Raw genomic sequence first — 20552 nt, 5'->3', positions numbered from 1 at the left:
TGCCTGCCGGGAGGAACAATCCGAATGAGAGTCTGGGCAGTTGCCAATCAAAAGGGTGGTGTCGGTAAAACCACCACTTCCATCGCCTTGGCCGGCTTGCTGGCAGAGGCCGGCAAGCGTGTGGTCGTGGTCGACCTGGACCCCCACGGCTCCATGACCAGCTATTTCGGCTATGACCCGGATGCCCTGGAGCACAGTTGCTACGACCTGTTCCTGCACAAGGGCAGCGTGCCGACCGATTTGCCGGGCCAACTGTTGCTGCCTACCAGCAATGAAAAGATCTCGCTGTTGCCGTCCAGCACCGCCCTGGCCACCCTTGAGCGTCAGTCGCCGGGGCAGAGCGGCCTGGGCCTGGTGATCGCCAAGACCCTGGCGCAGCTGTGGCAGGACTTCGACTACGCGATCATCGACAGCCCGCCGTTGCTGGGTGTGCTGATGGTCAACGCCCTGGCCGCCAGCCAACAGCTGGTGATCCCGGTGCAGACCGAGCACCTGGCCGTCAAAGGCCTGGAACGCATGGTCAGCACCTTGGCAATGATCAACCGCTCGCGCAAACAGGCGTTGCCGTTCAGCATCGTGCCGACCCTGTTTGACCGCCGTACCCAGGCCTCACTCGGCACCCTGCGGGTATTGCGCGACGCTTATCCGGACACTATCTGGCAAGGCTATATCCCGGTGGATACGCGCCTGCGGGATGCGAGCCGGGCAGGGCTGACGCCTTCGCAATTCGACGGCAAGAGCCGTGGGGTGCTGGCGTATCGGGCGTTGCTCAAGCACCTGTTGTCCCAGCAACTTGTGGCGCAGGTGGCGTGATGATCATAAACAGCCCTGTAGGCGCCTGGCTTGCCAGCGATGCAGACGCCGCGGTTTTTCTGACAAAACCGGCTCTCGATTCAAGTCCGGACACTTACAGGCCGATAGCCTCTGCATACAGGGTGAGTGGGGCTTGCGCGTGGGCATACAGATGAACCGTCCCGTTGATTTCAAGACCCGGCCGCAACTGGCGCTGGAGTCCTACCTGGACGCCTTGCTCCAGGACGCGACCGAGGAAATGCCGGAACCGATTCTGATCCTCGATGAAGTCATCGAGCCTGAACCTGCGGCCCTGGACGAGTTTCAGTTGGCGGTCCTGGAAGAACAGGCACGTGATGCGTTGGTGGTTCCCGTAGCCGTTCCGCAACCGGTGGCTGTGCCGGAGCCTGTTACGCCTGTTGCGCCTGTGGTGATCGCGCCGGTGGTTGAGGTTCATCTCCCGCCGAGCATCACCCCGCCGCCGGTGCAGGGCGATGGTCGCCCTGTGTGGGCCGCAGAACCGTTCGAATGCTTGCTGTTCGACGTCGCCGGGTTGACCCTGGCGGTGCCGCTGGTGTGCCTGGGGTCGATCTACTCCCTGGAAGGCCAGGAGTTGACGCCGCTGTTCGGCCAGCCGGAGTGGTTCCTCGGGATCCTGCCGAGCCAGCAGGGCAACTTGAAGGTATTGGACACCGCGCGTTGGGTGATGCCCGACCGCTATCGGGATGATTTCCGCCAGGGCCTGCAATACGTTATTTCGGTCCAGGGCTACGAGTGGGGGCTGGCAGTGCATCAGGTCAGCCGTTCATTGCGCCTGGACCCGAACGAAATCAAATGGCGCAGCCACCGCGGCCAGCGGCCATGGCTGGCGGGCACCGTGATCGAACACATGTGCGCGTTGCTGGATGTCGCCGAACTGGCGGAGCTGATTGCCAGCGGCGCGGTAAAAGCCATGCCGCTCAACAAACGCACTTGATAACAAGCAGCAGCGCTACGGCGCTGCCCAAGAACACACACCGTAACCAACGGTATTTGAAGGGGTCTGGAGTATGAACAAGTCAGTGTCCGCACAAGGTCAGGGGGATGATCCAATCCTGCAATGGGTCACCTTCAAGCTGGACAACGAGTCCTACGGCATCAACGTGATGCGTGTGCAGGAAGTGCTGCGCTACACCGAAATCGCTCCGGTGCCGGGTGCCCCAAGCTACGTGCTGGGCATCATCAACCTGCGCGGTAACGTTGTAACCGTGATCGACACCCGCCAGCGTTTCGGCCTGGTACCGACCGAAGTCAACGACAACACCCGCATCGTGATCATCGAAGCCGACAAGCAAGTGGTCGGGATCATGGTCGACAGCGTGGCGGAAGTGGTTTACCTGCGCCAATCTGAAGTCGAGACCGCGCCGAACGTCGGCAACGAAGAATCGGCCAAGTTCATCCAGGGTGTCTGCAACAAGAACGGCGAACTGCTGATTCTGGTTGAGCTGGACAAGATGATGAGCGAAGAAGAATGGCAGGATCTGGAGAATATCTGATTGTTCCTTGAGGTAGCGGTGATCGTCCTGGCCATCCTGTGGGCCGGGACTTTGGGCTTTCTGCTGCGCTACGTGCGCCAGCAACGGGAATGGGCTGCTCGACAGGTCGAGCGCGACGCTGCGCGCGACCGGCGAATCCTGGAGCTGGCCAAGCGGGTCGACCACTTCCAGCAGAGCGCGGTGCGTGTGGGGGATGAAGTGCACGAACTGCGTGCGGTGCTGGCGCCGTTGCCGGACAAGCTGTCGGCACTCGAGCAGCGCGACCCGTCGAGCCTCTCATTCGCCCAGGCGGCGAAGCTGGTGGGCATGGGCGCGACGGTGGATGAGCTGACGCAGTCCTGCGGGTTGACCCAGGCTGAAGCGCAGTTGATGAGCCGGCTGCACAAGGACAACTGAAGGTTACGAGCGGCAAGCAGGTTGGCTTGTCGCTTATAGCTGATGCCGATTGCTCAGCCATTCGGCCATGGTCGAGTCTTCGAGGGCATATTCACCACGGTTGGCTTTCCAGACCAACTCCTTCTCCCGCAGCACTTCCAGTGCTTTCTGCACGTTTGGGGTGCTGGCGTTCGGCTCGACCTGGGCCTGCTCCAGTTTGCGGTTCACATCCTGGAAGGTTTTTTCCGCAAAAGGCGAAAACGCTTGCTTGCCCAGGGTTCGTTCGCCCATCACTTCGAGTACCGCCTGTTGCAGGGGGGAGAGGTCGTTGTAGGCGCTCTCGTAGTCGCTCCAGATGCCGGCCTGGTGATTCAGTGCTCCCGTCCTCAGCAGCTCGCCAAGATTGCTGGCCTCGCCAAGACCCACGCTCACTTCGGTCAACAGTTTGTTGAGCATTTCCGGGCGCCGGCCGACGAGCTGGAACGCATAGTCCATATCCTCAAGGTTGAACTGGTTGGTTGCGGCCAGGCGCTGGTTCCACAGGTCCGTCACGAACTCCACAAAGTCCCGGCTCAGCAGTGGGAACGGCGTGATGTGGGCGCCGAAGAACGGTTGTTTGCTCTTGAGTACCAGGTTGGCCAGTTTGTCCCGGCTGGACCCGGTGAAGACCAGGCGCAGGCCATCGGTGGTGCTGCTGCCGTTGAGATGATCTCGCGCTGCCTTGAGGGCGAACATGGCGTTCACCCCACCTTCGCTGTTGAGGGCGTGCTGGGCTTCGTCGACGATCAGCACGATCATTTGCCCCGAGACCTGATGCAGTACGTCCAGGGCGTGGCTGAGCGTGGTGCCGGCGGGCAGTTGAGGCTTGGTGAAATCCCAGCTCAAGGTGCGCAGCAGGCTGATCTTGTCGATGCCGGCTTTCTTGGCCGCCTTGCTCACCGCGCTTTCGAACTCGCCCAGGGCTTTGCCGATGGCGCCGGCGATCAGCTCGGCGGGGTCGATTTCGCGGTTCATCCAGAGGTCCACGTACACCGGCAGCCAGCCTCGTGCCTTGCATTCGGGGATGAGGTCGTTGCGCAGGAACGTACTTTTGCCGGTGCGACGAGGCGCCGCGAGGAACATGCCGGAGCTGTAATCGGCAAATGACTCGCCCGCCAAATCACGGGCGAGCGCTTCGGCGAGTAGCTTTCGACTGAGGATTGGGCGGGTGGGGCTCATGGGTTTTATCCTGAACTATCGAGTTCGAGATAATCTATACCTTGAAAGATATAATTGCTATACATCACCCGCCGCAACTGATCATTCCCACGCTCTGCGTGGGAATGTATCCCGTGACGCTCCGCGTCACCACTGCGCAAGACGTGAACTGGGTAGCGCCAGTTGGACGCGGAGCGTCCGAGGCGGCGTTCCCACGCAGAGCGTGGGAACGATCAGCCCGCTCCCACATTAATAATCGTCACCTCTTTCCGTCACGTCCCGCTCCACCGGCCCCGCGTCCGGGTCATATCCCACCGGGAACTTGCCCTTCAGCGTCCAGGCAAACGCGATGATCTCGGCGACGGTGCGGTACAGCTCTTCCGGGATACTGTCCCCCAACTCCATGCGCGCCAGTAATTTGACCAGCTCGGCATTTTCGTAGATCGGGACTTCGTTCTCCCGGGCCAGCTTCAGGATGGCTTCGGCCAGGGCGTCGTCGCCCTTGGCCGTCAGGGTCGGTGCTTGTTGCCCGTCGTATTTGAGGGCAATGGCCTGGCGGGGCGGGTTGGGGTTTTTCATGCGGTTTCATCCACCCAGCGTTGTTCCAGTCCGGTTTTCGGGCCGCGCGGCGGGGTGCCGAGGTGGCAGTCCAGGTCGCCGACATTGAGCCCCGACGACACCAGGCGCTCGCGCAGGCTGCCCAGGTGGCTTTCGATCAGGCTGGCGGTGAACGGGCGGGTCGCCCATAGCTGGCTCGACAGTTTGCCCTGGCTCAGTTGCGCCTGGACCTGCAACGGGCCCAGGGGCTCCATGTCGAGGGCCATTTCCACACGCCAGAGCATTTGCTTGGGGTCCTTGCTGTCCTTGCGCTCCGGCTGGTCCTTGTCGGGGGCGGGCTCTTCGCGCTGGAACTTGACCTGCAGCGGCACGATGTCCTGCAAGGTACGCATCGGGATTTCCAACTGCCAGGTGGTCAAGAGCTTGCCATCGGCGGTGGTGCCGGTTTGTTCCAGGCTCGACAGCTGATGGCTTTGCAGGCGGGAAATCGCGCCGGCGGCCAGGCGCAGCAGGTTTTCCAGGTCGCTCTCACCTTCCAGGCGTTGCATCAGCCGATCCGGCAGCGGAAAGCCTGCGGGCGCTTGGCGGGCGCCGACCTGGCCGAGGGTGCCCAGCGGGCTGCGCACGAAGCTGGGCAGCAGTTGCGCCAGGGTGTTGGACGCCAGGATCCCATTGAGATTGGTGTTGGCGGGCAGGGCCGGCAGCAGGTCGGCGACGAAGCGCAGCAGGGCGCCCTTCATGTCCAGCGGCGGTATCTGCGGGTTTTGCCCGGCGAGCAGCTTGGCTTCGAGGAATGTGCCGCTGTTCTGGATCAGTTGCGCCAGTACCTTCGGATTGCTGGCTTGGGCCAGGTCGGGCAGGCTCGCTAGTAAACGCTCGGCGGCGGCGCGCAAATCGACCGAGGTGCTGTCGCTGCTGGTCGCCGGCAGGCTTTGCAACGCGGTGAATACCACGTCCAGCGAGCCCTGGCGGCTTTGCTGGGTGGAGAGTTGCTGGGCCACGGCCAGTTGGTCCTGGCGCCCGCTCAGGGGCACAAAGCTCAAGGTCTGGGCACTTTGCACCACGGCGCTGAGCAGGCTGCCGACGCGCAATGGCTGCGGGCTTTCGACGGTCAGGGTCGCGCCGCTGAGGACGTTATTGAGCACCGACACCAGCGAGCGATACACCACCGGCTGGTTGGCACCCTGGGGCAGCGCCTGGGTGGTCAGCACCTTGCCTTGCAGCAGGGTGCCCACCGGCAGTTGGGTGGTGTCGATGCGAGTCAGCGCGGCCACGCTGGAACTCAACGCCTGCTGAAGGCTGATGGACAAATTGCCCGAAGGGGTCTGGCTGACTTCCACCTGGGCGCCCAGCGGCAGCGGCTGGCTGCTGCTGGCCTGCACCAGGGTTTGCCGGCCGCCTTCCAGGGTCAGCTTGAGCAGTAACTGAAAGGCATCGCCGCCTTGTTTCAGCGCCAGCACCTCGGCGTTTACGGTTTTCCCGGGGTCAATCAGGCCGGTCTGCGGCTCCAGCAGTTTCAGCAGCTCACCCGTCGCAGGCGCGGGCACAGGCCCGGCCGGCAGCGTCGGAGGAAGCGTGGGAAGATTGATCTCACCGGTCATCGTGCGCGCCGTCTCAAGGGAAATTGCCCTCTTTAGAGTAGGGCATCACATGTATAATGCCGCCCGTCTTCAAAGAGAGCGTTAAAAACAACACAACTGATTGATCCAGCTCTCTAAAAACGGTCGCCAAAGCAGTTAATGTGCATCTCTTTAACGGCCGTTCCACCGCCGACTTGAACCGTAAAGGCCCGCGATCTCTTGACCAGCCCTCTTCTAGAAGCCGTAGCGCTCGCCTGTGAACGTGACCTGCGGATGCTGTTCGAACACCTCGAACTGCGTCTGGCGGGCGGCGACATGGTGCAGGTCAGCGGCCCCAACGGCAGCGGCAAGACCAGCCTGTTGCGCCTGTTGGCCGGCCTGATGCAGCCGACGGCGGGGGAAGTGCGGCTCAACGGCAAACCGTTGCACGAGCAACGCACCGAGCTGGCGCGCAACCTGATCTGGATCGGCCACGCCGCTGGCATCAAGGATGTGCTCACTGCCGAAGAAAACCTCAGTTGGCTCAGCGCCCTGCATCATCCCGCAAGCCGCGACGCGATCTGGCAGGCCCTCGCTGCCGTTGGCCTGAAGGGTTTCGAAGACGTTCCCTGCCACACCCTGTCCGCCGGCCAGCAGCGCCGCGTGGCCCTGGCCCGTTTGTATCTGGACGGCCCGCCGCTGTGGATTCTCGACGAACCCTTCACCGCCCTCGACAAACAAGGCGTCGCCCAACTGGAAGAACACCTTGCCGCGCACTGCGAGCAGGGCGGTATGGTGGTTCTGACCACTCACCACACCTTGACGCGCATGCCTGCCGGTTACCGCGACCTCGACCTGGGCCGGTGGTCGGTATGAGTGTTTTTGCCCTGTTGGTCGCCCGCGAAGCGCGGTTACTCTGTCGCCGCCCGGCCGAATTGGCCAACCCGCTGGTGTTCTTCGCGATTGTGATTGCGCTGTTCCCGTTGGCGGTGGGCCCCGAGACTAAACTGTTGCAAACCTTGTCTCCGGGACTGGTCTGGGTGGCGGCGCTTTTGTCGGTCCTGCTCTCGCTGGACGGGCTGTTTCGCAGTGATTTCGAAGATGGTTCCCTTGAGCAGTGGGTCCTTTCGTCGCACCCCCTGCCACTTCTGGTATTGGCCAAGGTGCTGGCACACTGGGCGTTTTCCGGCCTGGCGCTGGTATTGCTCGCGCCGTTGCTGGCGATGATGCTGGGATTGCCCACCGAGTGCCTGCCGGTGTTGCTCCTGTCATTATTGCTGGGTACGCCGGTGCTCAGTTTGTTGGGCGCCGTAGGTGCGGCGCTGACGGTCGGTTTGAAACGCGGCGGCCTGCTGTTGGCCCTGCTGATTCTGCCTTTGTATATCCCGGTGTTGATCCTGGGCAGCGGTGCTTTGCAAGCCGCGCTCCAGGGCATGCCGGCGACCGGTTACCTCCTGTGGCTTGGCAGCCTGGCCGCCCTGGCGGTAACCCTGACACCCTTTGCTATAGCGGCTGGCCTGAAGATCAGCGTCGGCGAATAATGAGGTCTGGTTAAGCGATATAACCTTAACCAGTAAAGACCCTAAGCTTCTCGCAACGACGAGAAGCAACCGTGATGGAAACAGCATGAACTGGACCTGGTTTCACAAGCTCGGCTCGCCCAAATGGTTTTACGGCATCAGTGGCAAACTGCTGCCGTGGTTGAGCATCGCCGCCGTATTGCTGATCGGCATCGGCCTGGTCTGGGGCCTGGCCTTCGCGCCGCCGGACTATCAGCAAGGCAACAGCTTTCGCATCATCTATATCCATGTTCCCGCCGCGATGCTGGCCCAGTCCTGCTATGTGATGCTGGCGGTGTGCGGCATCGTCGGCCTGGTGTGGAAGATGAAGCTGGCGGACGTGGCCTTGCAATGCGCCGCACCCATCGGCGCCTGGATGACCGCCGTGGCGCTGGTCACCGGGGCGATCTGGGGCAAGCCGACCTGGGGTTCGTGGTGGGTCTGGGACGCGCGCCTCACCTCGATGCTGATCCTGCTGTTCCTGTATTTCGGCCTGATTGCCCTGGGCAACGCCATCAGCAACCGTGACAGCGCCGCCAAGGCCTGCGCGGTGCTGGCGATTGTCGGCGTGATCAACATCCCGATCATCAAATACTCCGTGGAGTGGTGGAACACCCTGCACCAGGGCGCCACCTTCACCCTCACCGAAAAGCCGGCCATGCCCGTGGAAATGTGGGCGCCGCTGCTGCTGATGGTGCTGGGGTTCTACTGTTTTTTCGGCGCGGTGCTGCTGCTGCGCATGCGCCTCGAAGTGCTCAAGCGTGAAGCCCGCACCAGTTGGGTCAAGGCCGAAGTGCAAAACAGCCTGGGAGCCCGTGGATGAGCTTCAACTCTTTCAGTGATTTTCTCGCCATGGGCCATCACGCCCTGTACGTCTGGACGGCCTATGGCATCTGCCTGGCGGTGCTGGCCCTCAACGTCGCCGCGCCGATCCTGGCCCGCAAGCGTTACCTGCAACAAGAGGCGCGTCGTTTGCGCCGGGAGACCGAAAAGTGAATCCGCTGCGTAGAAAGCGTCTGTTGATCATCCTGGCCATCATGGCCGGTGTGGGCATTGCCGTGACCCTGGCCCTGAGCGCCCTGCGGGAGAACATCAACCTGTTCTACACCCCGACCCAGATCGCCAACGGCGAAGCGCCGCTGGACACCCGAATCCGCGCCGGTGGCATGGTCGAGAAGGGCTCGCTGCAACGTTCCGGGGACTCCCTGGACGTGAAATTCATCGTCACCGACTTCAACAAATCCGTGACCATCACCTACCGCGGCATCCTCCCGGACCTGTTCCGCGAAGGGCAGGGCATCGTCGCCCTCGGCAAGCTCAACGCCGACGGCGTGGTAGTGGCCGATGAAGTGCTGGCCAAGCACGATGAAAAATACATGCCGCCGGAAGTCACCAAGGCCCTCAAAGACAGCGGCCAATCCGCCCCGACCCCCGCCAAGGAGGGCTAAGTCATGACGTCCGCATTGTTTATTCCAGAGCTGGGCCAGTTGGCGATGATCCTGGCCCTGTGCTTCGCCATCGTCCAGGCCGTGGTCCCGTTGCTGGGTGCCTGGCGCGGTGACCGCCTGTGGATGAGCCTGGCCCAGCCGGCCGCCTGGGGCCAGTTCGCCTTTCTGGTGTTCGCCTTCGGGTGCCTGACCTACGCCTTCATGACGGACGACTTTTCCGTCGCGTATGTGGCCAACAACTCCAACAGCGCCTTGCCCTGGTACTACAAGTTCAGCGCCGTGTGGGGGGCCCACGAAGGTTCGTTGCTGCTGTGGGCATTGATCCTCGGCGGCTGGACCTTTGCTGTCTCGATCTTCTCCCGGCAGTTGCCGCAAGTCATGCTGGCCCGGGTGCTGGCGGTGATGGGCATGATCAGCATCGGCTTCCTGCTGTTCCTGATCATGACTTCCAACCCCTTTACTCGCATCCTGCCGCAGATCCCGGTAGACGGCCACGACCTCAACCCGCTGCTGCAAGACATCGGCCTGATCGTGCACCCGCCGATGCTCTACATGGGCTACGTCGGTTTCTCGGTCGCCTTCGCCTTCGCCATCGCTGCCCTGCTCGGCGGGCGTCTCGATGCCGCCTGGGCGCGCTGGTCGCGGCCGTGGACCATCGTCGCCTGGGCGTTCCTCGGCATCGGCATCACCTTGGGCTCTTGGTGGGCCTACTACGAACTCGGCTGGGGCGGCTGGTGGTTCTGGGACCCGGTGGAAAACGCCTCCTTCATGCCCTGGCTGGTGGGCACGGCGCTGATTCACTCGCTGGCGGTCACGGAAAAACGTGGCGTGTTCAAGAGCTGGACCGTATTGCTGGCCATCGCCGCGTTTTCCCTGAGCCTGCTGGGTACGTTCCTGGTGCGTTCCGGCGTGCTGACGTCGGTTCACGCGTTTGCCTCCGACCCGGAGCGCGGCGTGTTCATCCTGATCTTCCTGCTGTTCGTGGTCGGCGGCTCGCTGACCCTGTTCGCCCTGCGCGCGCCAGTGGTCAAGAGTCACGTGGGCTTCAACCTCTGGTCCCGGGAAACCCTGTTGCTGGGCAATAACCTGGTGCTGGTGGTGGCGGCTTCGATGATCCTGCTCGGCACCTTGTACCCGTTGGTCCTGGATGCCCTGAGCGGCGCCAAACTGTCCGTCGGCCCCCCGTACTTCAACGCACTGTTTATCCCGTTGATGGCGCTGTTGATGGTGGTGATGGCGGTCGGGGTACTGGTGCGCTGGAAAGACACCCCGGTGAAATGGCTGGTGGGCATGCTCACCCCGGTACTGCTGGGCAGCGCCGCGCTGGGCGTGATCGCCGGTATTGCCTACGGCGACTTCAACTGGGCTGTGCTCGCCACCTTCATGCTCGCCGCCTGGGTGTTGCTGGCCGGCGTGCGCGACCTGATCGACAAGACCCGCCACAAAGGTTTGATCAAAGGCCTGCCGACCATGACCCGCAGCTACTGGGGCATGCAGGTCGCCCACATCGGCATCGCCGTGTGTGCGTTGGGCGTGGTGTTGTCCAGCCAGAACAGTGCCGAGCGCGACCTGCGCCTGGCACCGGGCGAGTCCATGGACCTGGCCGGTTACCACTTTATTTTCGAAGGCGCCAAGCACTTCGAAGGCCCGAACTTCACCTCCGACAAAGGCACCGTACGCGTGGTGCGCAACGGCAAGGAAGTGGCGGTGCTGCACCCGGAAAAACGCCTGTACACCGTACAAAGCTCGATGATGACCGAAGCCGGGATTGACGCCGGTTTCACCCGCGACCTCTACGTCGCCCTGGGTGAACCGCTGGGCGATGGCGCCTGGGCCGTGCGGGTCCACGTCAAACCGTTTGTGCGCTGGATCTGGTTCGGCGGCCTGCTCACTGGCTTCGGTGGTTTGCTGGCAGCGATGGACCGGCGCTACCGGGTCAAGGTCAAGAGCCGGGTGCGTGAAGCCCTCGGCCTGCAGGGAGCAGCGGTATGAAGCGTTGGTTGATGGTGTTACCCCTGGCGGCGTTCCTGGTGGTGGCGGTGTTCCTGTATCGCGGGCTGTACCTGGACCCGGCCGAGTTGCCGTCGGCCATGATCGGCAAACAGTTCCCGGCGTTCTCGCTGCCGACCGTGCAGGGCGACAAAACCCTGACCCAGGCTGACTTGCTGGGCAAACCGGCGCTGGTCAATGTGTGGGGCACCTGGTGCATTTCCTGCCGCGTCGAGCACCCGGTGCTGAACAAGCTGGCGGAGCAGGGCGTGGTGATCTACGGCATCAACTACAAGGACGACAACGCTGCCGCCCTGAAGTGGCTGGCGGAATTCCACAACCCGTACCAGCTGGATATCCGCGACGAAGACGGCAACCTCGGCCTGAACCTCGGCGTCTACGGCGCCCCGGAAACCTTCTTCATCGACGCCAAGGGCGTGATCCGCGACAAGTACGTGGGCGTGATCGATGAAGTGGTGTGGCGCGAACAACTGGCCGCCAAATACCAGGCGCTGGTGGATGAGGCCAAGCCATGAAGCGTTGGTTAGCCGCCGCTGTATTGGGCTTGAGCATGGTCGGCGTGGCCCACGCCGCCATCGACACCTACGAATTTGCCAAGGACGGAGACCGCGAGCGTTTTCGCGAACTGACCAAGGAACTGCGCTGCCCCAAGTGCCAGAACCAGGACATCGCCGACTCCAACGCACCGATCGCCGCCGACCTGCGCAAAGAGATTTTCCGCATGCTCGGCGAGGGCAAGGACAATCAGCAGATCATCGACTTCATGGTCGACCGCTACGGTGACTTCGTGCGCTACAAGCCGGCGCTCACCGGCAAGACTGCGCTGCTGTGGTTCGGCCCGGCCGGGTTGTTGCTCGCCGGTGTCGTGGTGATGGCGGTGATTGTGCGCCGCCGTCGTGTCGCCCCGGCCGATGGCTCGGACTCGCTTTCCGTCGATGAGCGTCAACGCCTCGACCAACTGCTGGACAAAAAAACTGATGATTGATTTCTGGCTCGCAGCCGGTCTGCTGCTTCTGATTGCCTTGAGTTTCCTGCTGATCCCGGTGTTACGCGGCCGCCGTGCCCAGCGTGAAGAGGATCGCACCGCGCTGAACGTGGCGCTGTATCAAGAACGTGTGGCGGAGCTGCAAACCCAGCAGTCCGAAGGCGTGCTGGATGCGGCCCAACTGGACAGCGGTCGCGCTGAAGCAGCTCGCGAGTTGCTGGCCGATACCGAAGGTGTGGAAAAGCCCCGGGAGTCACGCCTCGGCAAACCGTTGCCGTTGCTCGCGGCCTTTCTGGTGCCGGTGCTGGGCGTGGCGCTGTACCTGCATTACGGGGCCAGTGACAAGGTCGAACTGACCCGCGAATTCTCCCAGCCGCCGGTGTCCATGGAAGACATGACCCGCCGCCTTGAGCGCGCCGCAGCGGCCCAGCCGGACTCGCCCGAAGGCCTGTACTTCCTCGGTCGCGCCTACATGGCCCAGGACCGTTCCGCCGATGCGGCCAAAGTCTTCGAACGCACCGTGGCCCTGGCCGGCCGCCAGCCGGAATTGCTTGGCCAGTGGGCCCAGGCCCAGTACTTTGCCGACAACAAACAGTGGTCGCCCAAGGTCCAGGCCTTGACCGACGAAGCACTGAAACTCGATCCGAAAGAAGTCACCAGCCTTGGCCTGCTGGGCATCGCCGCCTTTGAAGGCCAGCGTTACCAGGAAGCGATCGACTACTGGAACCGCCTGCTGGCGCAACTGCCGCCGGAAGACAATTCCCGTGTCGCACTGCAAGGCGGCATTGACCGGGCTGCCGAGAAGCTCAGAGAGAGCGGCGGTAGCGTGGCGCCCGTGAAGGCACAACAGCAGATGCAAGTGCGCGTAGACCTGGCGGCGGATGTGAAGGCCAAGGCCTTGCCGACCGACAGCGTGTTCATCTTCGCCCGCGCCGTCAAAGGCCCGCCGGCGCCATTGGCGGCCAAGCGCGTGACCGTCGCCGACCTGCCGATCACCGTCGAACTGGGCGATGCCGACGCGATGATGCCGCAGTTGAAACTGTCCAACTTTCCCGAAGTCCAACTGGTTGCGCGCCTATCCCGGGCAGGTGTTCCGACAGCTGGCGAGTGGATCGGCCGCAGCCAACCCTTGGCCAGCAGCACCACTGCGCTGCAGCAGCTGACCATCGACAGTCCGGATAAATAATTCGAGGAAATGCCCATGACCGCTATCGCACGTATCACCCTGCTCAGCCTGGTATTGGGGTTGAGTGCTTGTGCGGTCCATCGGCCTCCGTCGCCTACCGGGCCGACCATTCCACCGACAGGGCCGTCGACCCAGCCGAGCACACAGCCAGGCACCCAGCCTTCGGGCCCGGTGATCAAACCGTCGAAGCCGGTGCCTAGCTCCTCGCCGACCTTCGCACCTCCGCCAGGTGCTGCCAGCCACTGGGACGGGAAGATGCAGGTGTATGTGCTGGACGAACAGCCGGATACGTTCTACCGCCAGCGCACCTACTACCGCTGGAGCAACGGCTGGAGCCGCTCCATCAGCCCGAACGGGCCTTGGGAAGAGACCGACGTCCATGGCGTGCCGCCGGGGTTGAGCAAGCAATACGCGCAATAAGAAAAGGCGACCTTCGGGTCGCCTTTTTCATGAGCGTGAAACGCAATCAACTGTGGGAGCTGGCTTGCCTGCGATAGCGGTGTGTCAGGTTATGAAGGTGTGGCTGATACACCGCCATCGCGGGCAAGCCCGGCTCCCACAGGATTTCTACTGTTTTTGATATTCAGCCTGGCCTGCGCCACCGATCCAATGGATCACCCCGGCAATCACCCCCAGCATCACCCCAAACTCGACAATCCCCATCCAGCCCAACCGCGCCATCAACCAGCCGCTGACCGTCGCCCCCACCGCGCCGCCAAAAAACGTCGCCGTCATGTACAAACTGTTGATGCGGCCCTGGGCTTTCGGGTCCACCGCAAACGCCCGCGTCTGATTCGACACCAAGCCCGACTGCACCCCGATATCCAGCACGATCACCCCCAGCACCAGCAAAATAATCGAGGTTTCCGCCCCCGCCAGCAGCAGGAATGCCAAGGTGACAATACCAATACTCGCCCCAATCACCTTGCGTGAACCCAATCGGTCGGAAGCCCGTCCACCGAGCGACGCCGCCACTGCACCTGCCGCCCCGATAATCCCGAAGCCACCGGCCCAGGCACTGCCCAACTGCCACGGCCCGTGGGCCAGCAACGCTGCCAGATTCACCCAGAACGCATTGAAGCAAGCCCACAACAACGCCTGCACCATCATCGACTGGCGAATCGGGCTGTTGTCGCGCATCAGCGGCCACAGCGAAGCCAGCAGGCGAGGGTAGGACAGGTTGGTGCTGGGCACGCCCCGTGGCAGCAGCTTGGCGGCGGCGATCCACACCGGGATCATGAAGGCCGCTTCCATCGCGTACACCGCCCGCCAGCCATAAGCCTCACCGACCACGCCGGCGATCGTGCGCCCCAGCAGAATGCCCACCATGATCCCGCTGACCACCGTGCCGACATTGCGCCCACGTTCGTGGGGCTGTGACATCACCGCCGCGAACGGCACCAGCTGCTGCGGTACACAGCTCACAATCCCCAAGCCAAAAGATGCTGTGACCAGCGCCCAGATACCCGGTGAAAACGCCGCCGCCAGGGCGAAGCAGAACGCCAGGGCGATTTGCCCCAGCACCAGTTTGCGCCGGTCAAAACGGTCGCCCATCGGCAGCAGTAACGCCAGCCCGGTAGCAAAACCCAACAGAGCGGAACCGGCCACCAGGTCCACGGTGGTCACGTCCACGCCCATGTCCGAAGCGATCAGTGGCAGGATCGGCTGGGTGCAGTAAATATTGGTGATCACCGCGCCGGCGATCACCGCCATCATGATGATCTTGCCGCGCGGCGCGACCGCAGGGGCTGTGGAAGTGTGGGATGTCATCGGTTGGCCACTCACGGCGCTCTCCTTCAATGCAGGTCTCCGGGGGCGGAGATGAGTGGCCAACGTTACGCACTCGCGCTTGGCAGGATAATCCCCTAGGATTTGGAATCATCCTTCCAGAATTTGATAGGTTGCCATGAACCGTCTTGAATCCATGTCCATCTTCGTTGCCGTGGTTGATGCAGGCAGCCTGACCGCTGCCGCGCGGCGCCTCGACATGCCGCTGGCCAGCGTCAGCCGCAAGGTGGCTGAACTTGAGACGCACCTGAAAACCCGCCTGCTGCACCGCACCACGCGCCAGCTGTCGTTGACCGATGCCGGCGCCTCTTACCTCGACGCATGCCGGCGCATTCTTGAAGACATCAGCGAGGCCGAGCGCGCGGCCACTGGCGAATATTCCCAGCCCCGGGGCGAATTGGTGGTCACCGCGCCCGTGGTCTTCGGGCGGCTGCACATCGTGCCGGTGGTGGCGGAATTTCTGGCGCAGTACCCGGAGATCGACATCAACCTGATCCTCACCGACCGCGTCGTGCACCTGATGGAAGAACATTGCGACGTGGCCGTACGCATCGGCGAACTGCCCGACAGCTCGCTCAAGGCCATGCAGGTGGGCGCGGTGCGGCGGGTGGTGTGCGCCAGCCCGGCGTACCTGGCCGCTCGCGGTGTACCGGCCGAACCCCGGGACTTGGCGGCACATGACTGCATCACTTTCGAAGTGCTGGCGTCCCAAGGGGCGTGGGGATTTGGTGCGGGCAAAACCGGGCTGTCGGTACCGGTGCACTCGCGGTTGTCGGTGAACACCGCAGAAGCGGCGATTGCGGCGGCGACGTTGGGGGTTGGGGTGATTCGGGTGTTGTCGTATCAGGTGGCGGATGCAGTGCGGGAGGAGGCGTTGGCGGTGGTGCTTGAGGCGTTCGAGTCGGCGCCGCTGCCCATTAGCCTGGTGCACAAAGGGCAGTCGCCGTTGCCGCTGAAGCTGCGGGCGTTTCTGGATTTTGTGATGCCGCGATTGCGCGCCCGCATCGCTCAATAACACCGGGCAGTTTGAACCTGATGAAAATCAAAATGTGGGAGCGGGCTTGCTCGCGAAAGCGGTGGATCAGTCACCAGATGTATTGACTGACCCTCTGGATTCGCGAGCAAGCCCGCTCCCACATTGGATTTATGTTGCCAGTTGGATTTCGGTTTTGATCAAGCCACCGGGCACTCTCGATCCAGCGCTCTATCCACCAACAACAATCCCAACTCCAGCAGTTGTTGCATCGCCAATACCAGACTGCGGTCTTTGCCATCAATGTTTTCGGAAAGGTCCAACGCCATTGCATTGGCAGACTGGAGTGTTTCGTAGGCGTTGCTCAGCAGTGCTTCCGTTTCAACGTTGGCTGATACGGTGAACAGACTGAAGTGGTTTTTTTCATTGGTGGACGCTTTGGTTTCGGCGGGTTTCAGGTAGTGATCGATGGCCCGCTGGGCGGCGTCCTGAAGCTTGTTTTTTTCAGACTTGGAGCCAGACGTTTCTGGCGGATTGGGCGTGACCTTGTACATGTAATGACTCTCCATTCAGTTGGAGCTCACCACATCTGCGACCAAGCAGGTGGGTGGCGAGCTGTACGCAGGTTGGTCGACCAGGGAATGGAAACCCGGCAGGGCCAGGGCCCTCCCACGCACAGCTCGCCATAAAGCGAACACGATAATGCCGCTTGCGCGGCACTGTGCGCCATTCTAACCCGGGCGACCAAACCCGATCGCTGATGAGCAGCGACTTGGAGAGGCTAGCGGCGAGTTAAGGCTGCTGCAAGCCATAGAGATCGTAGGAAAAATCACCGATCTACCGGGATCTTGATTATTCCTGAAGCGATACTTCGGCAAGGCGCGGCTTTAGAAACTCCAGGGCATCTTTAAACACCTGATGCCACTCTTCTGACGACTCGCTCGCCAGCGGGTGCCAGAAGAACTGGAACTCGTGGCCGCCATCATCCTCTGCAAAATGGGTCCAGGTATCTGGCAGGTCTTCAGGGATCAGGCATTGATGAAAGGCCCATGTATGCCCCGTGGACGCTGAGTGCCAAGTGCCCAGGTCACGTATCACCTTGCCGGTTATCCCGGCTTCTTCAAGCAACTCTCTAACTGCCGCAGCCTCGGTACTTTCGCCAGGCTCCAAGCTGCCCTTGACCAGTTGAAGACCTGCCAGTGGGTGTTTGAAGGCGAGGATTTCCAGGGATTGGCGGGTTCGCAGGATGACCGGACATGCCTTGTTTTTTCCCATCACGTTGTCCTTTTGCACATATTGGCGGCCAGCTATTGCACCACAGTCCGGCACATTTCCAATGCCAGGCGAAGACCTTGTGGCGAGGGAGCTTGCTCCCGCTGGACTGCGAAGCAGGCCTAAGTCAGCCACTTCAGTACATCTGACAGACCGTGTCACCCAGGCTTGGGGCCGCTGCGCAGCCCAGCGGGAGCAAGCTCCCTCGCCACAGGTTAGGTATGGATCGTTCCCACGCTCTACGTGGGAATGCATCCCGTGACGCTCCGCGTCACCACTGCGCAAGACTTCAACCTTGCATCCCCAGCTGGACGCAGAGCGTCCGAGGCGGCATTCCCACGCAGAGCGTGGGAGCGATCAAGGTCCTACAGCTACTTCCAACCTTTCATCAAACCTTCATCAAACGGTTTTACTCCAGTCATGTGCAAGTCATAGGGCTGACACAGCCCGCGCCTACTGTCGTTTGAACTCAAACGCAGCCACGGACGGCTGTTCAACCAGACAGAGAAGCCCATGACTCCAGCTATCCATGTCGATCATCTGAACAAGACCTTTGCGAAAAAATCCGCATTGGTCGACCTCGAACTCACCGTTGCCACGGGTGAGATGGTCGCGCTGATTGGCGCTTCCGGCTCCGGCAAGTCCACCTTGCTGCGCCACCTCGCGGGCCTGGCCTGTTGCGACAAGAGCAACGGCGGCAGCGTCAAGGTGCTGGGCCGGGAAGTGCAGGCCAGCGGGCGGTTGAATGGCAAGGTGCGGCGCCTGCGCGCCGACATCGGCTACATCTTCCAGCAGTTCAACCTGGTCAACCGCCTGAGCGTGCTCGACAACGTGCTGCTCGGGTGCCTGGGCCGCATGCCGCGCTGGCGTGGCAACCTCGGGTTGTTCAACGCCGAGGAAAAACAGTTCGCCATGGAGTCCCTGGCCCGTGTCGGCCTGGCGGACCTGGCCGCGCAACGCGCCTCTACCTTGTCCGGCGGCCAGCAGCAGCGCGTAGCCATTGCCCGCGCTTTGACGCAACGCGCCGAAGTGATCCTCGCCGATGAACCCATCGCCTCCCTGGACCCGGAGTCGGCGCGCAAGGTCATGGAGATCCTCGCCGACATCAACGGCCGCGACGGCAAGACCGTGGTGGTCACCCTGCACCAGGTCGATTACGCCATGCGCTATTGCCCCCGAGCCGTGGCGCTCAAGGGTGGGCGGATTCACTTCGATGGGCAGGCCAGCGACCTGAGCAGCCAGTTCCTCAATGATTTGTACGGTGCCGATGTCGACACCAGCCTGATGTTTTCCGACCAGACCCGCACACCCGTCGTCCCCGCACGGTTGGCCCTGGCCCGCGCTTGAAACCTTACTAACGACCCACAGGAATCCTCTCCATGTTGAACCGTATCGGTCATGTGTTTCTGTCTGCCGTGCTGTTAGCCAGCGTGGCCATGGGCACTGCCCAGGCCGCCGACAAGGCGATCAATTTCGGCATCATGTCCACCGAGTCTTCGCAGAACCTCAAGAGCATCTGGCAGCCCTTCCTGGATGACATGCACAAGAAGACCGGCCTCACCATCAACGCCACTTTCGCCTCCGACTACGCCGGCCTGATCCAGGGCATGCGTTTCAACAAGGTCGACGTGGCCTGGCTGGGCAACAAGGCCGCGATGGAAGCGGTGGACCGTTCCAACGGCGAAATCTTCGCCCAGACCGCCGCCGCCAATGGTGCCGCCGGCTACTGGAGCGTGCTGATCGTGCGCAAGGACAGCCCGATCAACAACGTCGATGACATGCTCAAGAACGCCAAGAACCTGACCTTCGGCAACGGTGACCCGAACTCCACCTCGGGCTACCTGGTACCCGGCTACTACGTGTTCGCCAAGAACCACGTCGACGCCGCCACCGCGTTCAAGCGCACCCTCAATTCCAGCCATGAAGTCAACGCACTGAGCGTGGCCAAGGGGCAGTTGGACGTCGCCACCTTCAACACCGAAAGCTGGGACCGCCTGGAAGTCACCCAACCGGACAAGGCCGCCATGCTCAAGGTGATCTGGAAGTCGCCGCTGATCCCCGCCGACCCGATGGTGTGGAGCAAGGCCCTGAGCGACAGCGAGAAGACCAAGATCCGCGACTTCTTCGCCCACTACGGTGACACCGACGAAGAGAAGGCCGTGCTGAAGAACATGCAACTGGGCAAGTTCCTCAAGTCCAGCGACGACCAGCTGTTGCCGATCCGCCAACTGGAGCTGTTCAAGCAGCGCACCACCATCAGTGCCGACGACAAGCTGGAAGCGGCTGACAAGGCCAAGAAGCTCGCGGATATCGACGCCGACCTCGCCAAGCTGCAACAGCGCATCACCGAACTGGACAAGAAGACGGCCGCCAACGGCTGATCCTGTGGAAGAAGGCTTTTGTGGCGAGGGAGCTTGCTCCCGTTCGACAGCGCAGCTGGCGTCGGCTTTTTGGGGGCGCTTCGCACCCCAGCGGGAGCAAGCTCCCTCGCCACAACAAGCCCAGTTGCCACCTTTACCGAGAGCAATCCATGACTACGTTGCACGCTGAAGCCGTAGGCAAACGCACCTGGCCGCAGTACCTCGGCTGGGGCCTGTTCCTGATCCTGCTGGCCTGGGCCTGGCACGGCGCCGAGATGAACCCGCTGGCGCTGTACCGCGATTCCGGAAACATGGCGACCTTCGCCGCCGACTTCTTCCCGCCGGACTTCCACGAATGGCGCTCCTACCTCAAGGAGATGATCGTCACCGTACAAATCGCCCTCTGGGGCACGGTGCTGGCGATTGTCTGCTCGGTGCCGCTGGGCATTCTGTGCGCCGACAACATCACGCCGTGGTGGATTCACCAACCACTGCGCCGGGTGATGGATGCGTTCCGTTCGATCAACGAAATGGTGTTCGCCATGTTGTTCGTGGTCGCGGTGGGCCTCGGTCCTTTCGCGGGTGTGCTGGCCTTGTGGATCAGCACCACCGGGGTCCTCGCCAAGCTGTTTGCCGAAGCCGTCGAAGCCATCGACCCGGGCCCCGTTGAAGGTGTGCGAGCCACCGGCGCGAGTGCCTTGCAAGAGGTGATCTACGGCGTGATCCCGCAAGTGATGCCGCTGTGGGTGTCCTACGCGCTCTACCGCTTCGAGGCCAACGTGCGCTCGGCGACGGTGGTGGGGATGGTCGGTGCCGGCGGGATCGGTGTGATCCTCTGGGAGAACATCCGCGCCTTCCAGTTCGTGCAGACCTGCGCGGTGCTGCTGGTGATCATCGTGGTGGTGAGCTGTATCGACGTGCTGTCCCAACGCCTGCGCAAGCAGTTCATCTGACG

The 20552-nt window shown here is 62.3% G+C and carries 24 protein-coding genes; 18 read left to right on the top strand and 6 right to left on the bottom strand.

The window, feature by feature from the left end; all coding sequences use genetic code 11:
* The first annotated feature begins 24 nt into the window (after positions 1 to 24).
* The 4 genes from LIY45_RS22365 to LIY45_RS22350 all read left to right on the top strand — a co-directional run bounded on the left by LIY45_RS22365 (position 25) and on the right by LIY45_RS22350 (position 2723).
* The gene (locus tag LIY45_RS22365) at positions 25 to 813 is read left to right on the top strand and encodes a ParA family protein (protein WP_093207498.1); all 789 of its coding nucleotides are present in this window, start codon (positions 25 to 27) and stop codon (positions 811 to 813) included.
* 151 nt (positions 814 to 964) lie between these two features.
* The gene (locus tag LIY45_RS22360) at positions 965 to 1768 is read left to right on the top strand and encodes a CheW domain-containing protein (protein ID WP_226477635.1); all 804 of its coding nucleotides are present in this window, start codon (positions 965 to 967) and stop codon (positions 1766 to 1768) included.
* A gap of 73 nt (positions 1769 to 1841) precedes the next feature.
* Positions 1842 to 2327, top strand: coding sequence for a chemotaxis protein CheW (locus LIY45_RS22355; protein WP_226477634.1), 486 nt, complete (start codon positions 1842 to 1844; stop codon positions 2325 to 2327).
* Positions 2328 to 2723, top strand: a complete 396-nt coding sequence (locus tag LIY45_RS22350) for a DUF2802 domain-containing protein (protein ID WP_226477633.1) — start codon at positions 2328 to 2330, stop codon at positions 2721 to 2723. It begins immediately after the preceding gene.
* Between the two features lie 33 nt (positions 2724 to 2756).
* Here LIY45_RS22350 and LIY45_RS22345 read toward each other — a convergent pair whose 3' ends face one another.
* The 3 genes from LIY45_RS22345 to LIY45_RS22335 form a co-directional block, all read right to left on the bottom strand.
* Entirely contained in the window at positions 2757 to 3920 is a 1164-nt protein-coding gene (locus LIY45_RS22345) for a hypothetical protein (RefSeq protein WP_226477632.1), read from the bottom strand.
* Between the two features lie 228 nt (positions 3921 to 4148).
* Entirely contained in the window at positions 4149 to 4478 is a 330-nt protein-coding gene (locus LIY45_RS22340) for an EscU/YscU/HrcU family type III secretion system export apparatus switch protein (protein WP_003210638.1), read from the bottom strand.
* On the bottom strand, positions 4475 to 6058 hold the full coding sequence (locus LIY45_RS22335) for a flagellar hook-length control protein FliK (RefSeq protein ID WP_226477631.1): 1584 nt from the start codon (positions 6056 to 6058) through the stop codon (positions 4475 to 4477). The genes LIY45_RS22340 and LIY45_RS22335 overlap by 4 nt, the downstream gene beginning before the upstream one ends.
* A 198-nt stretch (positions 6059 to 6256) precedes the next feature.
* Between LIY45_RS22335 and ccmA the strand changes: the two genes are divergently transcribed.
* The 10 genes from ccmA to LIY45_RS22285 all read left to right on the top strand — a co-directional run bounded on the left by ccmA (position 6257) and on the right by LIY45_RS22285 (position 13624).
* Positions 6257 to 6892, top strand: coding sequence for a cytochrome c biogenesis heme-transporting ATPase CcmA (gene ccmA / locus LIY45_RS22330; protein ID WP_226477630.1), 636 nt, complete (start codon positions 6257 to 6259; stop codon positions 6890 to 6892).
* Positions 6889 to 7557: a heme exporter protein CcmB gene (gene ccmB / locus LIY45_RS22325; protein ID WP_003210635.1), complete on the top strand. Its 669-nt coding sequence runs from the start codon at positions 6889 to 6891 to the stop codon at positions 7555 to 7557. The genes ccmA and ccmB overlap by 4 nt, the downstream gene beginning before the upstream one ends.
* Positions 7558 to 7642: 85 nt before the next feature.
* On the top strand, positions 7643 to 8398 hold the full coding sequence (locus LIY45_RS22320) for a heme ABC transporter permease (RefSeq protein ID WP_003210634.1): 756 nt from the start codon (positions 7643 to 7645) through the stop codon (positions 8396 to 8398).
* A complete protein-coding gene (gene ccmD, locus LIY45_RS22315; protein WP_008434788.1) occupies positions 8395 to 8571 on the top strand; it encodes a heme exporter protein CcmD in 177 nt (58 codons plus the stop codon). Before LIY45_RS22320 ends, ccmD begins: the two co-directional genes overlap by 4 nt.
* Positions 8568 to 9023 (top strand): cytochrome c maturation protein CcmE, encoded by a 456-nt coding sequence (gene ccmE / locus LIY45_RS22310; protein WP_008434786.1) that lies wholly within the window; start codon positions 8568 to 8570, stop codon positions 9021 to 9023. Before ccmD ends, ccmE begins: the two co-directional genes overlap by 4 nt.
* Before the next feature lie 3 nt (positions 9024 to 9026).
* Positions 9027 to 11015, top strand: a complete 1989-nt coding sequence (locus LIY45_RS22305) for a heme lyase CcmF/NrfE family subunit (protein WP_226477629.1) — start codon at positions 9027 to 9029, stop codon at positions 11013 to 11015.
* Entirely contained in the window at positions 11012 to 11548 is a 537-nt protein-coding gene (locus LIY45_RS22300; protein ID WP_017477483.1) for a DsbE family thiol:disulfide interchange protein, read from the top strand. Before LIY45_RS22305 ends, LIY45_RS22300 begins: the two co-directional genes overlap by 4 nt.
* Entirely contained in the window at positions 11545 to 12018 is a 474-nt protein-coding gene (locus LIY45_RS22295; RefSeq protein WP_010166149.1) for a cytochrome c-type biogenesis protein, read from the top strand. The genes LIY45_RS22300 and LIY45_RS22295 overlap by 4 nt, the downstream gene beginning before the upstream one ends.
* Positions 12011 to 13204, top strand: a complete 1194-nt coding sequence (ccmI, locus tag LIY45_RS22290) for a c-type cytochrome biogenesis protein CcmI (RefSeq protein ID WP_226477628.1) — start codon at positions 12011 to 12013, stop codon at positions 13202 to 13204. Before LIY45_RS22295 ends, ccmI begins: the two co-directional genes overlap by 8 nt.
* Positions 13205 to 13219: 15 nt before the next feature.
* A complete protein-coding gene (locus LIY45_RS22285) occupies positions 13220 to 13624 on the top strand; it encodes a hypothetical protein (RefSeq protein ID WP_003210627.1) in 405 nt (134 codons plus the stop codon).
* 147 nt (positions 13625 to 13771) lie between these two features.
* Here the strand turns inward: LIY45_RS22285 and LIY45_RS22280 are convergent, their stop codons facing one another.
* On the bottom strand, positions 13772 to 14974 hold the full coding sequence (locus LIY45_RS22280) for an MFS transporter (protein WP_346269019.1): 1203 nt from the start codon (positions 14972 to 14974) through the stop codon (positions 13772 to 13774).
* A 136-nt stretch (positions 14975 to 15110) separates the two neighbouring features.
* Between LIY45_RS22280 and LIY45_RS22275 the strand changes: the two genes are divergently transcribed.
* Positions 15111 to 16007 carry a LysR family transcriptional regulator gene (locus tag LIY45_RS22275; RefSeq protein ID WP_226477626.1) on the top strand — a complete coding sequence of 299 codons (897 nt, stop codon included), beginning with the start codon at positions 15111 to 15113 and terminating at the stop codon, positions 16005 to 16007.
* A 158-nt stretch (positions 16008 to 16165) separates the two neighbouring features.
* On the opposite strand, the gene LIY45_RS22270 is transcribed toward LIY45_RS22275, so the two are convergent.
* Positions 16166 to 16519, bottom strand: coding sequence for a DUF6124 family protein (locus LIY45_RS22270; protein ID WP_087694315.1), 354 nt, complete (start codon positions 16517 to 16519; stop codon positions 16166 to 16168).
* A 298-nt stretch (positions 16520 to 16817) separates the two neighbouring features.
* A complete protein-coding gene (locus LIY45_RS22265) occupies positions 16818 to 17240 on the bottom strand; it encodes an NUDIX domain-containing protein (RefSeq protein ID WP_226477625.1) in 423 nt (140 codons plus the stop codon).
* Positions 17241 to 17750: 510 nt separating this feature from the next.
* On the opposite strand from LIY45_RS22265, the gene phnC reads away from it, so the two are divergent.
* The 3 genes from phnC (at position 17751) to phnE (ending at position 20550) form a co-directional block, all read left to right on the top strand.
* The gene (gene phnC / locus LIY45_RS22260) at positions 17751 to 18584 is read left to right on the top strand and encodes a phosphonate ABC transporter ATP-binding protein (protein WP_226477624.1); all 834 of its coding nucleotides are present in this window, start codon (positions 17751 to 17753) and stop codon (positions 18582 to 18584) included.
* A gap of 32 nt (positions 18585 to 18616) precedes the next feature.
* Positions 18617 to 19618, top strand: a complete 1002-nt coding sequence (gene phnD, locus LIY45_RS22255) for a phosphonate ABC transporter substrate-binding protein (protein WP_226477623.1) — start codon at positions 18617 to 18619, stop codon at positions 19616 to 19618.
* Between the two features lie 149 nt (positions 19619 to 19767).
* Positions 19768 to 20550, top strand: coding sequence for a phosphonate ABC transporter, permease protein PhnE (phnE, locus tag LIY45_RS22250; RefSeq protein ID WP_003210621.1), 783 nt, complete (start codon positions 19768 to 19770; stop codon positions 20548 to 20550).
* The last annotated feature ends 2 nt before the right edge of the window (positions 20551 to 20552 follow it).

The sequence above is a fragment of the Pseudomonas sp. MWU16-30323 genome, assembly GCF_020515595.1.
In the GTDB taxonomy this organism is placed as follows: domain Bacteria; phylum Pseudomonadota; class Gammaproteobacteria; order Pseudomonadales; family Pseudomonadaceae; genus Aquipseudomonas; species Aquipseudomonas yamanorum.
Note: the sequence above shows the minus strand (reverse complement) of the source record. Positions and strands in the feature narration are given on the sequence as shown.